Source organism: Mycolicibacter heraklionensis (genome assembly GCF_019645815.1).
Classification (GTDB): domain Bacteria; phylum Actinomycetota; class Actinomycetes; order Mycobacteriales; family Mycobacteriaceae; genus Mycobacterium; species Mycobacterium heraklionense.
In genome coordinates this window covers 3,880,076-3,894,688 of the sequence record NZ_CP080997.1, presented here as the reverse complement: position 1 = coordinate 3,894,688, position 14,613 = coordinate 3,880,076, and the positions used below count along the sequence as shown (strand labels likewise).

Below are 14,613 nucleotides of genomic sequence, written 5' to 3'. Positions count from 1 at the left end.
GTGGCCCAGCGATACGACGTGTCCGCGCGGCTGGCCGAGGGACGCGACGCGGTCACCGACACTCAGACCTACGTGTCGGCCTGCCATCGACGGGGATACCGGCATCCGGAGCTCACCGGCTACGACGGTCAGCTCGCCGACCGCTACGACAGCGAAGCCGGCCTGGACCTGCGGTTGCTCGACACCGACTGCGCCGCGCTGAACGCACTGGCCGACGCCGCCGAGGACGCACTGCGTACGCAACGACAGCAACTCGCCGAGCTGGACAACGCCTGGCGCGGGCCCGGCGCCGACGCTGCCGCAGAATTCCTGCGCCACCACTGCGCCGCCGCCGAGCAGCTGTCGGCCCGGCTGCGCGCCGCAGCCACGAGCTGTGGTGGGCTGCGCGATGAGCTGTGGCGCCTGGTCGACACCAAAGTTGCTGCGGTGCTGGCCGTCGCTGACCGGGTGGGCGCCGCGCGGCCGACCTGGCTGGCGGCGGCCCACGCGGTGAGCTCCGGCGCCGACGACGTGCACGCCGCCGAGGTCATCGAAAGGCAGGTGATGCCCTACGTGGACAACGATGTTCGCGGTGAGTGGGTGATTGCCGTGCGCTCGGCGCAGGACGGGATCGCCGCGGCCTATGGCGCTGCGGTCGCGGCTGCCTCACCGGGGGCGGGTGTGGTGTTCGCGGTTCCGGGGGATCTCGGTCCGGTGGTCCAGCCCGACGTGACGGGACCCGCTGTGCCGCTACCGGTTACGCCGATGGCCGACCCCGTTGATGTTCCGCGGGCGCCGACGGCAGCGGTGGCGCCGGATCCACCGGCGCAGGCAGTGAGCGCCCCGGTGCCCGTCGGACCACTCGACGACGGGTTCGCTGATCTTGGCTTGCCCGGCGCGCTTGGCCAGCCCGGTGACCTGGGCTTGCCGTCGGCGGGGTTCCCGGCCGGTGCGGGCGGCGGGCTCGGCGGACTCGGAGGTCTGGGCGGGCTGATTCCGCGGCTTGTCGATGCGCTTGGCGATCCCGGCCTCGGGCAGTCGTTCGACGAGCCGTTCGACGACCACCCCGGGCCTGACGTCGACTCTCCAGACTCCGACGACCCCGCCGATTCCGAGGCGGAGGCCGAACCGGCGGGGGAGTCGGCAGAGGTAGCCGAGGACCCAGAGCCGGCCGAACAGCCCGACGATATCGGTCCGGAGCCGGCAGTCGCGGAAACTGCGGTCACCGAAGATGCCGAACAGACCGGGGAGGCGGACGACATCTCCGCACCGACGGCCGATGTCCCGCCGAAGACCCCCTGCGAGACCGCCGCCGAGGAATTGCCGCAGGTGGGGGAGTGATCCGAGCGTCAAGCATCATGATGCGAGTAGCTACGCATCATGATGTTATAGGCGTACGATGCTGTCTGTGAGGACCACCGTGGTGATCGATAGCGATGTCGCTGCCGAGATCGAACGACTTCGGCGGCAGGGTCTGGGGATCAGCGAGGCGCTGAACCTGCTCGCCCGCCGCGGCATCGCCGCCCAGGCCAGCGCCCCCGGGACCCGATACCGTCATCGCACCGCGCCGATCGGCCTGAAGGTCGATGTCACCAACGTGGCCGAAGTCCTCGACCTACTCGATGACGAGCGATGAGCATCGATGCTCCTAGACGCCAACCTCCTGCTGTACGCGATCGACGCCCATAGCAAACACAATCCGGTGGCTGCGGCGTGGCTGGAAGAAACATTGAACGGCGACAACAGGATTGGCTTGCCGTGGCAGACCATCGGCGCGTTCCTGCGGATCGTCACGCACCCGAGAGTTACCGCGAATCCCCTGAGCGCCTCGGACGCATGGCAATACATCGAGGACTGGTTGGCGGTTCCGGTGGTGTGGATCCCGCCAGCCGGCGAATCCACCGCCCGGGTTTACGCCAGAATCTGCGCGCAGGTCGAGGTCACCGCCAACCTCGTGCCGGATGCGCAGCTTGCCGCCCTCGCGATCGAGCACGGCGTCGAACTGGCCTCTGCCGACTCCGATTTTCAGCGTTTCCCCGGCCTGCGCTGGATCAACCCGCTGGCTTCCGGTTAGGTGCCTGTTCGGCGTTCAGCCCTGGCGGGTTCCCCAGGACTGCAGCGTCGAGACGATCTTGGCCGCTGCCTCCAGCTCTTCCAGCGACAGTTCCTGGGTGGGAGTACGCCACTCGGCGAGGGCTGCCAGTTTGCCCTCCACGAAGTGTTGCTTGGTCTGGCCGCGCTGAATCTTGCCGCTTGAGGTGGTCGGCAGCGATACGTGATGCACCAGGACCACGGCGTCGGCCGCGATCCCGTGATGGGTTGCGACCGCCAGCCGAATCGCTTCGATGACTGCGTCGAGGTCGGCGTCGGCGGCCCGCGCGCTGTCCACTTCGTGCACGACCACCAGCTGCTCGACGCCACCGGGCGGCGCGTCGGTCGCAAAGACCGCCCCGCGGCCCGATACCAGCACCGGGTCGCATTGCTGGACGGTGAATTCGATGTCGTTGGGGTAGTAGTTGTGACCGTCGATGGTGATTAGGTCCTTGCATCGTCCGGTTGTGAAAATCTCGCCGGCACAGAGGAAACCGAGGTCTCCGGTGCGCAGGAACGGGCCGCGGTTCGGGTCGCCCGGCTCGGCCAGCACCGCCCCAAAGGTCGCCGCCGTCTCTTCGGGCCTGTTCCAATAACCCTGCGCGACATTGGGTCCGGCGACCCAGATCTCGCCGATCTCGTCGGGACCGCAGGGCTGGCGAGTCACCGGGTCGACGATGGCGACGTCGGATTGACGGGGCTGGCCGCATCCGACGAATGTCGCGGCGGCGGGGTCATCCGGCGACACATCAACGATGCGGTCCTGCTCCAGCGCAACACGATCGAGGTAGCGCACTCCGGGCACTCCGGCGGGCGACCCGGACGCCACACACAGGGTGGCCTCGGCCAACCCGTACACCGGATAGCACGACGAGAGCTGGAAACCCGCCGGCGCGAAGGCGTCTGCGAAGGCGGCGAGCGACGTAGCGCGCACCGCCTCTGCACCGTTCATCGCCACCGTCATGCAGGAAAGGTCCAGTGCGGCACGTTCTTCGGGAGTGCTGGTCTCCACGCACCGGTCGTAGGCGAAGTTCGGCGCGGCGGTGATCACGCCGCGATGGGCAGACACCAGCTCCAGCCAGCGCATCGGGCGTTTGATGAAGGCGGTCGGTGACATCAGCGCCGTGCTGGCCCCGATGTAGATCATGGACAGAATGCCGCCGATCAAGCCCAGATCGTGGTGCGGTGGCAGCCAGAACACGCCCTTGGCGTTCTCGTCGCCGTTCCACGACTGACGGATGGCATCGCAGTTGTGCAGGATATTGCCGTGGCTGAGCAGCACACCCTTGGGGGAGCGGGTCGAGCCGGAGGTGTACTGGATGGCCGCCGGGGAGTCGATGTTGAGGTCGGGGGTCACCCAGGTGTCGGGGTCGGCGCCGGCGTCGGTGAAGAACCACTGCTCGGGTTCTCCCGGAATCCCGGCGACCGCGGCCCGGGTGGCCTCGCGGTTCTCGGCGGCGGTGAGCGCGAACCGGGCCTGAGCGTCGGGGACGACCACCGCCAGGCGCGGCGCCAGCTTCTGGTGCACCGGCACCGCCACGGCGCCCGCGTACAGGCAGCCGAAGAACCCGGCGATGAAGTCCAGTCCCGGCCGCACCAGCACCAGCACCCGTTCGCCGTTGATGTCGTAGCGCTGCAGGTTCGCCGCGATGGCGCGTGCGCGGCGGTCCAGCTCAGCGAATGTCAGCTCGCTGCGTCCTTCGTCGTCGCCGTTGTAGGAGAAGCTGAACGCGACTTTGTCGTCGAGCCGTTCAGCTTGGCGTTGCAGCAGCTCAACCAGGGTTTCTGCAGCGGGTGTAGTCACGGTAGGCGTGAATTCCATACGCCCCATCTTGGCGTGTGGGGTGTCCTGGGCCACACCCGGCCCAAATTCTCCGCCCGCGCCGTGAATCAGGACGGCAGCAGAGCGCGCAGCTCCTCGACGTAGCGCAGCGCTTCGTCCGGCGCTGTGGCCAGCGGGCCGACCAGCAGCGTTGTCACGCCGGCCTCGGCGTAGGCGGCGAGTCGTTCGGCCACCAGGCCGCGGGGTCCGACCAAGGACGTGTTGCGCACCAGCTCGTCGGGCACCGCGTCGATCGCCTCGGTCTTGCGTCCGGACAGGTACAGCTCCTGAATGCGATTCGCGACCTCGCCGAACCCGTAACGGGTGGCCAGGTTGTGGTAGAAGTTGCGGCCTTTGGCGCCCATTCCACCGATGTAGAGCGCCAGCTGCGGTTTCACCCAAGCCAGCCGATCCTCGACGTCGTCGCCGATGGCCAGCGACGCCCCCACGATGACGTCCAGCGGACCTAACGCGGGATCACGTTTGGCCGCACCGGCTTTCAGGGATTCACCCCACACGTCATCGGCACGTTCCGGGTAGAAGAACACCGGCTGCCAACCGTTGGCGATCTCGGCGGTCAGTTCAACGTTCTTGGGTCCCAGCGCGGCGATCGAGATCGGAATCTGTTCGCGCACCGGATGATTGATCAACTGCAAAGCCTTGCCGAGCCCGGTCCCGCGTTCGGCCGGGAGGGGCAGTTGGTAGTGCTTTCCGTCGTAGCGGAGTCGTTCGCGGCGCCACACCGCCCGGCAGATCTCCACCACCTCGCGGGTGCGTCCCAGCGGGGCGTCGAACGGCACGCCGTGGAAGCCCTCCACCACCTGCGGCCCAGAGGTGCCGAGGCCCAGGGCGAACCGGCCGTCGGACACGTAGTCCAATCCGGCGGCCGTCATCGCCAGCAAGGCAGGAGTTCGGGTGTAGATGGGCAGGACCCCGGTCAGGAGCTCGACTCGCGATGTCTTGGCCGCCAGGTAGCCCAGCTGGCTGATGGCGTCGAACGAGTAGGCCTCGGCGACCGACACCACGTCGATCCCGATTCGCTCGAGCTCGACAACCCGCTCCACCGCTTCCTTGAACCCACCCGCGTAGGCCAGCTGAACACCGATTCGCATCCCTCACACATACCAGGGTTTTTTCCGGTGGCAGGACGTGTCAGAAACAGGAAGACCGTCCACTCTCAGGTAGAAATTATGGAGGATCACGAGGTATCAGCATGTTAACGCCTGTGAGCTTTGGAAACGCCGAAAAATATTTGACCAAGGTGCTTGTGTCTTAAGTTACTCACGGTTAGTGTTCGGTCTCACATCAGTGAATAAGTGTGAATCCAGGAGCAACACGGCAGCGTCACGGCTTCTCGAGGCGCCTGCCGAGGGCGGCACCTCACAAAAGGAGATGGCTGTGCAGCAAACCCTTCGCCCCTACGTCACCGCCGGTATCGCGATCGTCGGCTCCGGCCTGATCGCCGCCACCCCGGTCGTGGCTACCCCGCTGGCCGGTGGCCCCACCATCCGAGATGTCGCACTCACCGCGGGCGGGCTTCCCGATCTGCTCGCGCCGTGGACGGCGGTGTTCAACGAGGCCTCGGAGAACGCGACGATCCTCGCCCAGAACTACTTCCTGGCCCCCGGGGTGGCGTTCCAGCAGATCCTGGCCAACCAGACCCAGTACTGGCAGGAGATCCTCGACGACCCGTCGAAGATCCCGGACGTGATGCAGCAGATCCAGAGCAACCTGGACGCGGTGCTGACGGGCTACACCTTGCAGAACGCCTCCGGGAGCCTCGGGTTGAGCGGTTTGGAGGGCACCATCGGCGCGGTGGGGGTGCACACCCTCAGCGGAACGGATCTGAACACCTTCGCCCTCGGTCACGACGCGCTCTTCGGCCTGCTGCCACAGTTCCTGCCTGCCGACATGGCCGATGTGGCGACGCCGATCGTGAACTTCCTGGCCTCACCGCTCAGCGCCATCATCATCGGGTCGCTGGGGCCGGCCATCAGCCCCTGGGTCGCGATGATGAACAGCATCCAAGACGGTGATGGCCTCAACCAGATCATGGCCAGCTGGCTTGACGGCTACCTCAACGGCGCCACCCTCAACCTCGACAGCCTGCTTCCCCTGATCGCCAGCACCGGCTTGCTCCCGGAGGGCACCGACATCACCCACCTGGAGTTCGCTTTCGGTGGTCTCCTGACCCCGGGCGAGGTGGCGGTAGGCCCCTACCAGGTGACCGATGCCGACGGCAATCTCATCGACGTTCCCGCGGTCGGGGGCTCGATCTTCAACAGCCTCGGCATCACGCTGCAGACAGGCATCCTGCCGGGCGTGCCCATCGCAATTGACGGCTACGGCGTCGGCCCGATCGCGGCCATGCAGGCCTGGGGACAGATCGTCGGTTCGCTGCTCGGTTCGGGCTGGACAGGCAAGGGGCCCGTCGAGGTCGCGCCGCCGTGGACGGGGATCGACTTCCCGATCGTGCCCGACGATTGGTTCGACGACGGCGGTGCGGGTGCCGGTGCGTCAACCGACTTCCTCGCTGACCTGGCGGGGCTCCTCGGCTTCGATGCCTGAGCCGGCCCCGCGCACTAGTTCCGAGATTCCCTCTAACAACTTTCAGCACTGCATTCCAGAACCGCTTCACAGGAGAGGTGTTCGCAAATGAGTCGTCGTCACAGCAGTAGCCAGCCTGATAACACCGGAGCGCGGTACCGCAAGCGGGTGATCGGTGCCACCAGCGCGGTCGGCGCGTTCCTGGCTTTTGGGATGGCCCCGTTAGCCGCCGCGCCGACCGCGCATGCCGATGGCGATTTCGATCTCGGCGACCTCTTCGGCGATCTGTTCAGTTCGTGGTCCACGACGGACTCCGGTGACACCGCAGCCACCTGGGACCTCAGTGCCCTGTTCGGTGCGGCTGACCCCGGCAGCGCCGCCGGTGACCCGTTCTCCTGGACCGGGATCATGGACCAGTGGTTCTACGAGCCGCTGCACAGCATCGCCCAGCTCTGGATCACCAACCCGTTTGGTGAAGCGGTCAACGGGATGATCAACCAGTGGTCCGGCATGTACCTGATCGGCAACGGCGTTGCCGGTACCGAGGACAACCCCAACGGTGGTGACGGCGGACTGTGGTTCGGCGACGGCGGCGCCGGCTGGAGCAGTGACCAAGCCGGCGTGGCCGGCGGCGACGGCGGCTCCGCGCTCGGCTGGCTGGGCAACGGTGGTGACGGTGGCGCGGGCGGTGCCGGTGCGGCTGGCGGTGACGGCGGCGCCGGCGGTTGGTTCATGGGCCACGGCGGCGCCGGCGGTGCCGGTGGTGCCGCGACCGTCGCGGGCGGTTTCGGTGGCGCAGGCGGTGACGGCGGCGCGGCGGCGGCCTGGTACTTCGGCAACGGCGGGGCCGGCGGCGCTGGCGGCGCCGGCATGAACGGCACCACGAACGTCACCGGCACGGGTATGAGTGGTGGCCAGGGCGGCAACGGTGGTGCCGGCGGCCGCAGCGGTTACATGTTCGGCGATGGCGGCCAGGGCGGCGCCGGTGGTGCTGCCGGAAACGGCGGTAACGGCACGACCGGTGCGACCGATGGTCTGGCCGGCGGTACCGGCGGCAACGGCGGCAACGGTGGAGCCGGCGGTGCCCGCGGCTCCGATTACTACGCCAGCTCGTTCTTCGGCAGCGCCGGGGCGAGCGGTGACGGCGCCAACGGCGGTAACGGCGGCGCCGGTGGGGAGGCCGCCAAGGACGGGGCCGGTGACTACCTCGGCCAAGGCGGCGGCGGTGGTACCGGCGGTGCCGGCGGCAGTGGTGAGCACGGCGGCAACGGCGGCACCGGTGGTAACGGCGGTGATGGCAACGGCCTCAACAAGACAGACCCCACCGTTCCCTACAGCACTGGAGGACAGGGCGGTACGGGCGGCCAGGGCGGTAACTCGCTGGGCGCCAACACCGGCGGCACCGGCGGTGACGGCGGCAAGGGCGGCCTGGGCGCCGTGGGCTTCGGCGGTCAGGGCGGCACCGGCGGCCAGGGCGGCGACAGTGACAGCGGCACTGGCGGCGCCGGCGGCAACGGCGGCGTCGCCGGCAACGGCGCCACCAATGACAACACCGTCGCCACCACTGGTGGGCAGGGCGGCTACGGCGGCCAGGGCGGCAACAGCAACACCGGCACCAGCGGCGCCGGCGGCAACGGTGCGGCCGGCGGAAACGGGACGCTGCGCGGCGGCAACGGCGGTGGCGGTGGCGGCGGCGGCTACAGCCAGACCGGCAACGGCGGCAATGGCGGCAATGGCGGTGCGGCCGGCAAGGGCCTGGGCTGGAACGACGGCACCACGACCTGGAGCGCGGGCGGCAACGGCGGATCCGGCGGCACCGGCGGCATGTCGGGTGGGACCGGTAACGGCGGTAACGGTGGTGCCGCTGCGGCCGGTGCCGACGGCGCGACCGGCGCAGGCGTGGTCAGCATCGGCGGCATGGGCGGATCCGGCGGTGCCGGTGGCTCGACCAGCGGCGGGACCGCGGGCGCAGGAGCTGACGGTGGTGCCGGCGGCAACGGCACCGCGTCCGGCGGCGAAGGCGGGCGCGGCGGTGACGGTGGCCCCGGCTACCAGGGCCTTGCCACCAAGTCCGGCGGCGGTGCGGGAGGCAATGGCGGCGCGGGCGGTAACAGCGGCGGCGTCGCCACGCCGGACGACGCACCTGCCGGCTTCGGCACCAGCCACGCCGGTACCGGCGGGGCCGGTGGTGCCGGCGGCTCAGCGTCCTACAGTGCGGCCGGCGGTCAGGGCGGTAACGGTGGCACCGGTGGAGCCGGAAGCGGATCGATCGACGGCGGCACCGGCGGCGCGGGTGGCGCCGGCGGTAACGGTGTCACCGCGGGCAACGCCGGCAATGGCGGTGCCGGTGGTACCGCTGCTGCCGGTAACGGTGGCACCGGTGGTGCCGGTGGCACCGGCGGCACTGCTGACGACGGGGCCGCCGGCATCAGCGGCATACCAGTGCTCCCCGGCGGCGCGAACACCGCTGGTGGCAACGGCGGTAACGGCGCGGCCGGTGGCACCGGCGGTAACGGTGGCGTCGGCGGCGCGTCCACCAGCGGAACCGGCGGCAACGGGGGTGCTGGCGGCACCGGCGGCGACGGCGGCGGTGGCGGTGCCGGCGGTCCTGGCGGAACCAACCCCGACACCGGCAACGGCTACAACGGCGGTAACGGTGGCAACGGTGGCAACGGCGGTACCGGTGGCAATGGCGGCGGCCACGGCACCGGCGGCGCCGGCAACGGCACCGGCGGCGCCGCGGGCAGCGGCGGCAACGCCGGCGCGGCGGGTGCCGCTGGTCCGGGCGGTGCGGCCACCGGTACCGGAACGCCCGGCGCCGACGGCGCGGCCGGCAGCGCCGGAACCACTGGCGGGTCGGGTACGCCCGGCACCTAGCCGACTGCACAGCGCGACCATGGTCGCCGGGTCCCTTCGGGCTCGGCGACCATGGTCGTTTTTGGGGTCAGTACGGCATTCCGTCCGCGCGAGCGCGAGTGTCCCACCGCGACTTGTCCGGCCTTAGAGCCAGGTATGACCTCGGAGAGTCCACTCCAGGGGCTTCTTGCGCACCTGTCTGAACCATTAATCCACCGACGAATCCACGCCGCGAAGCGGACATAAGTTATCGGCTATGAGGATTTCCCCCGGTCCGAGTGTCCGTGGCGCCCCAATCCTCATCCCTCAGTTCATTCACAGCATGTCGGATAAGTCTACTTACGTGAACGGTTCTTCCGGAGGGCGGGATTCGGATCTTTTGGCGACGAAGTGGCAGATAATCGCAGTTCATGGATGGTTATTGGCGGCCGAACCGAGGTAGGGGTCACGTTTGGGGCCGCCGTTGAGGCGCCTCACGTTCCCGGTTGCTTCTAAGTTAAATATTAGATATGTTCCCCGTGGTCCTACCTGCGCCTCAGGGTGCGGCGACAAGTTGTGAGGAGAAATTTTGATGCAGCAAGCACTTCGGCCCTACGCCACCGCCGGTGTCGCGATCGTGGGCGCAAGCCTGATCGCTGTCACCCCCGGCGTGACGCCGTCGACCCAAACGGCCCTCGCACGTGACTTTGCGTTGACCGCCGACTTCAGCCTCTCCGACCTCACCGACCCGTACGTCGCGGCCTACAACACCGCTCAGGACAACATCGCGCGGATGATGGCCTCTTACGACGCGGCGCCCAACATCGGTTTCACCCAGGCCATGAACAACCTGACCGGCTACATCCAGAGCATGACCGACGACCCGTCGACCATCCCGGCGATGATGAACGCGATCCAGACCGACCTCAAGAACGCGTGGTCGGCGATCACGTTGATGAGCGCCTCGCAGGACACCATCAACGACGTCATCCGCCACACCATGGACAGCAGCTACCTGGCGGGCAACCTGAGCGGTGGCCACGAAATCATCTTCAACCAGGTCCCGGGCTTCCTGCCGGAAGATCAGGCCGCGACGCTCACCCCGATCATCAACTTCCTGGGCTCGCCGATGAGCGCCCTCATGCTCGCCTCGGTGAGTCCCTGGATCGCGCCCTGGGTCGCCTTGGGTAACAGCTGGGACGACATCAGTGAAGCGCTGCGCGACGGTGACACGTCCACCGCGCTGCAGGGCCTGATCAACATCCCGGCGAACATGTTCGACGCCTCGCTCAACGGCGCCACTCTCAACCTGGACAGTCTGTTGCCGTCGATCAACGATGCGGGCCTACTCCCGGGCAACATGGAGATGACCCACCTGGACTTCGCGTTCGGCGGGTGGTTCAGCACCGGCGGGCACGTCACTGCCGACCCGATGCGCATCCTGGACGCCGACGGGAACGAGATCGGCCAGGCGCCGGCCTCCGGCGGCTCGATCTTCAACAGCGTCGGCTTCGACATCTCCGGCATCCCGGTGGTCGGCAACATCCACGCGCCCAGTGACGCGATCGGGCCCCTCGGTGCCTGGCTGGGTCTGTCCCAGGTCATCGGCTCGCAGCTGGGCTGGGGTTCGTGGAGTGGCAAGGACCCCATCTTCAGCATTCCGGCACCGGAGGGCTACGTCGTCGATGACGGCGGCATCGACGACGGTGGCGCGGGCAGCGCGATGGCCGACAGCTTCAGCTTCGGCGACCTGTTCGCTGACCTTGGCCTGGCCGGCTGATCCTTCGCCCCTTCCCCCAGCAACTTCCACTACTAGCCGAACTTTTCATCAGGAGAGGTATTCGCAATGACTCGTCGTCACACCGGTAGTCAGCCGGGTTCAGAAGCTCAGGCCGGAGCGCGGCGCGGCCACCGGGCGGTCGGCACCGGCAGCGCGGTCGCAGCGTTCTTGGCGTTCGGGGTGGCCCCACTGGCCGGCGCGCCGGATGCCCAAGCCGACGGCTTTGAGGATCTGTTCGACTTCAGTTGGCTCACCCCGGCCGACGTGACCTCGGACGTCGACCCCGGAATCGCCGCCTTCGATCCCGCTGCCTTCGACATGATCAGCATCATCGACCAGTGGTTCTACACCCCGCTGCACATGGGCATGACCGCCTGGATCGACAGCGACTTCGGCGCGATGGTCAACAACGCCATCAACGAGATGTCCGGGCAATACCTGATCGGTAATGGCGCAGCCGGCACGGAGCTCAACCCCGACGGTGGCGACGGCGGGTTGTGGTTCGGCGATGGTGGTGCCGGCTGGAACAGCGACGTCGACGGCGTAGCCGGCGGCAACGGCGGCGACGCCCTCGGCTGGCTGGGCAACGGCGGCGACGGCGGGGCCGGCGGGTTCGGCGCTGCCGGTGGCGACGGTGGCGCGAGCGCCTGGGGCCTGGGTCACGGCGGCGTCGGCGGCGCCGGCGGTGTGGGCGGCGACGGCGGCGACGGTGGCGCCTCGGTGGCCTGGCTCTTCGGCAACGGCGGCGTCGGCGGTGCCGGTGGCGACGGCGTGGCCGGCAGCTTCGCCAACGGCGGCAACGGCAACGGCACCGCCGGCGGTAACGGTGGTGCCGGCGGACGCGGCGCCTTCAACCTCGGCAACGGCGGCGACGGCGGCAAGGCCGGCGCCGGCGGTAACGGCGCTGCCGGCACCGCCGATCACGTCAACGGTGGCAACGGTGGCGCCGGTGGTGCCGGTGGCGCGGCCGGCAGCAACTTCTGGGAGCAGGGCCACGCCGGTACCGGAGCTGCTGGAGGCGCGGCCGGCAACGGAGGCAACGGTTTCAAGGACGAAGACGGCAACTTCCTCGGCAACGGGGGTAATGGCGGTGCCGGTGGTGCCGGCGGCAGCAGCGGTGACCCCATGAGCAGCACCAGCGGCGGTGTGGCCGGTAACGGTGCTGCTGGTGGTTTCGGCGGTGATGGTCTCAAGGGCGGCAACGGTGGCGCCGGCGGCGCTGGCGCCAATGCCGGCGACGGCACGGGTGGCACCGGTGGCGTCGGTGGTGCCGGTGGTGCCGGCGTCACCAACGGTGGTAACGGTGGCGTCGGTGGCGCTGCTGGTTCCTCGACCGGATCCCACGCAGGCGCCGCCGGCGGTGACGGTGGTCGCGGCGGTGACGCCAGCGGCGCTGCCAATGTCCAAGGTGTTGCCGGCAACGGCGGCAACGGTGGTGCCGGCGGGGCCGGAGCCAGCGGGCCCGCCGGGGCAGGTGGCAAGGGTGGCGCGGGCGGTAACGGTGCCACCGATGACGACACCATCCAAACCTTCGGCGGCAACGGGGGTAACGGCGGCACCGGTGGTACGCCCGGCTCCGGCGTCGGCGGCACCGGGGGTAACGGCGGCGCCGGCGGTAATGGCACCGTGGGCGCCGGCGGCGGCCTGCTCTCCGGCAACCACGCTCAAGGTGGTAACGGCGGTGGCGGCGGGGGTACCGGCCTGACCGGCGCGGGAACCGCCGGCAACGGCGGTGATGGCGGTGCCGGTGGTACCGGCACCGGCTGGCGCGACGTCAACGGCGACCACTTCACCGCCGGCACCGTCTACAGCGTCGGCGGCAACGGCGGTAACGGCGGGGCTGGCCCATCCTCCACGGCCGGTACCGGCGCCACCGGCGGTGACGGCGGCGCCGGCGGCAACGGTGCGGCCACCGGGGTAAGCATCGGCGGCAACGGCGGCAATGGCGGCAGCAGTGCGGTCGGTGTCGGCGGTGCCGGCGGTAACGGTGGCAATGGCACCGCCAGTGGCGGCAACGGCGGCAATGGCGCCAGCGGTGGCGCCGGTGCGGCCGGCGGCGCGGGTGGTAACGGCGGCAACAGCGCCGGAACTGCGGTACCGACCAACAACATCGGGGTCGCACCCAGTCACGCCGGTAACGGCGGTAACGGCGGTACCGGCGGCGCCAACGGGATCGGCGGCGCCGGCGGCAACGGCGGTAACGGCGCCGTCGCGGTCAACGGCGGCAACGGCGGCAACGGTGGCACTGGCGGTGCGGGCGCCGCCGGCGGTACCGGTGGCAACGGTGGCACGGCGGATGCCGGTAACGGTGGCAACGGCGGCAACGGTGGAGTCGGCGGCACGGGTAGCACCGGTACCGCGGGTGCAACCGGCGCGACCGCCACCGACACCGAGGCCGGCACGGCTGGCGGCAACGGTGGCAACGGATCCGCCGGTGGAGCGGGTGGCACCGGTGGTAACGGCGGCACCTCGAACACCGGCACCGGCGGTAACGGCGGCGCCGCGGGCAAGGGCGGGAACGGCGGGACCGGCGGTGCCGGCGGGACCGGCGGCGTGGACAACGCCGGCAACGGCTTGGCCGGCGGAACCGGCGGTGACGGTGGTGCCGGCGGCGCCGCGGGAACCGCGGGCAATGGCGGCGCCAGCACCAGCGGAACCGCAGGCAACACCGGCGCCGGCGCGCTGGACGGCAACGGCGGCGCAGGCGGCCGGGGTGGCACCGGTGGGGCCGGCGTCGCCGGAACTGCCGGCGCGGACGGCACGACCGAGGCCGGAGGCACCGGCACGACCGGTGGCAACGGTGGTGCCGCAGGACAAGGCGGTAACGGCGGCACTTCGGGCACCGGTAACGGCGGTGCCGGCGGGGCCGGTGGCACTGGTGGCACTGGTGGCGTCGGTGGCGCCGGTGGGGCTGGTGGCGCCGACGCCAGCGGCAACGGCCTGGACGGTGGGAGCGGCGGGCTCGGCGGCAACGGCGGTGTTGCCGGCTCCGGTGGACACGGCGGCGCGAGCACCTCTGGCACCAACGGCGGTAACGGCGCCGGTGGTGTGGGCGGTGCCGGCGGCAAGGGCGGCGTCGGCGGTGCCGGCGGTGCGGCGAGCGGCGCCGGTCATACCGCCGGCGACGGTGGTAGCGCCGGTGCCGGCGGCAATGGCGGCACCGGTGGCGCGGGCACCGATGGCAGCGCCGGTGGCAAGGGCGGCGCTGGTGCAGCCGGTGGGGTCGGTGGAGCCGGTGGTGCCGGCACCGATGGGGCCGCTGGCGGCAACGGCGCCAACGGCGGCCACGGCGGCAACGGCGGCACCGGTGGCGCGAGCACCGGAACTCCCGGCGCCGGCGGGGCACTCGGTAAGGGTGGCGCCGGCGGCGCGGCTGGTACCGGTACACCGGATGGAACCGGTGGTACGGCCGGCGCCGACGGCACAGCGGGCGCAGCCGGCTAGACGCCAACCGACAATGGCAACGGCCGCCGAGTCTGAAAAGACTCGGCGGCCGTTGCCATTCCTGCAGACGCGACGCCCGGGTGCGAATGTCAACTGAGCCCGTGGATTCGAAACT

9 protein-coding genes are annotated in these 14,613 nt (G+C 69.9%); 7 read left to right on the top strand and 2 right to left on the bottom strand.

Going from position 1 to position 14,613, the window contains the following annotated elements; genetic code table 11:
* From K3U94_RS18410 to K3U94_RS18400, 3 genes are all read left to right on the top strand, one after another.
* The gene (locus tag K3U94_RS18410; protein ID WP_220694647.1) at positions 1 to 1,320 is read left to right on the top strand and encodes a hypothetical protein; all 1,320 of its coding nucleotides are present in this window, start codon (positions 1 to 3) and stop codon (positions 1,318 to 1,320) included.
* A gap of 67 nt (positions 1,321 to 1,387) precedes the next feature.
* Positions 1,388 to 1,615: a CopG family transcriptional regulator gene (locus tag K3U94_RS18405; RefSeq protein WP_220694646.1), complete on the top strand. Its 228-nt coding sequence runs from the start codon at positions 1,388 to 1,390 to the stop codon at positions 1,613 to 1,615.
* Positions 1,616 to 1,621: 6 nt separating this feature from the next.
* Positions 1,622 to 2,053: a TA system VapC family ribonuclease toxin gene (locus K3U94_RS18400; RefSeq protein ID WP_220694645.1), complete on the top strand. Its 432-nt coding sequence runs from the start codon at positions 1,622 to 1,624 to the stop codon at positions 2,051 to 2,053.
* A gap of 15 nt (positions 2,054 to 2,068) precedes the next feature.
* On the opposite strand, the gene K3U94_RS18395 is transcribed toward K3U94_RS18400, so the two are convergent.
* Positions 2,069 to 3,892, bottom strand: a complete 1,824-nt coding sequence (locus K3U94_RS18395) for a fatty acyl-AMP ligase (RefSeq protein ID WP_220694644.1) — start codon at positions 3,890 to 3,892, stop codon at positions 2,069 to 2,071.
* 68 nt (positions 3,893 to 3,960) lie between these two features.
* Complete coding sequence (locus K3U94_RS18390) at positions 3,961 to 5,004, bottom strand: LLM class F420-dependent oxidoreductase (protein WP_220694643.1); 1,044 nt, start codon at positions 5,002 to 5,004, stop codon at positions 3,961 to 3,963.
* Positions 5,005 to 5,284: 280 nt separating this feature from the next.
* On the opposite strand from K3U94_RS18390, the gene gjpA (K3U94_RS18385) reads away from it, so the two are divergent.
* The 4 genes from gjpA (K3U94_RS18385) to K3U94_RS24310 all read left to right on the top strand — a co-directional run bounded on the left by gjpA (K3U94_RS18385) (position 5,285) and on the right by K3U94_RS24310 (position 14,498).
* Complete coding sequence (gene gjpA / locus K3U94_RS18385; RefSeq protein WP_220694642.1) at positions 5,285 to 6,460, top strand: outer membrane porin GjpA; 1,176 nt, start codon at positions 5,285 to 5,287, stop codon at positions 6,458 to 6,460.
* Positions 6,461 to 6,547: 87 nt separating this feature from the next.
* The gene (locus K3U94_RS18380; RefSeq protein ID WP_220694641.1) at positions 6,548 to 9,316 is read left to right on the top strand and encodes a PGRS repeat-containing protein; all 2,769 of its coding nucleotides are present in this window, start codon (positions 6,548 to 6,550) and stop codon (positions 9,314 to 9,316) included.
* Between the two features lie 550 nt (positions 9,317 to 9,866).
* Positions 9,867 to 11,054: an outer membrane porin GjpA gene (gjpA, locus tag K3U94_RS18375; RefSeq protein ID WP_220694640.1), complete on the top strand. Its 1,188-nt coding sequence runs from the start codon at positions 9,867 to 9,869 to the stop codon at positions 11,052 to 11,054.
* 66 nt (positions 11,055 to 11,120) lie between these two features.
* Entirely contained in the window at positions 11,121 to 14,498 is a 3,378-nt protein-coding gene (locus tag K3U94_RS24310) for a PGRS repeat-containing protein (RefSeq protein WP_220694639.1), read from the top strand.
* Positions 14,499 to 14,613 lie beyond the last annotated feature (115 nt).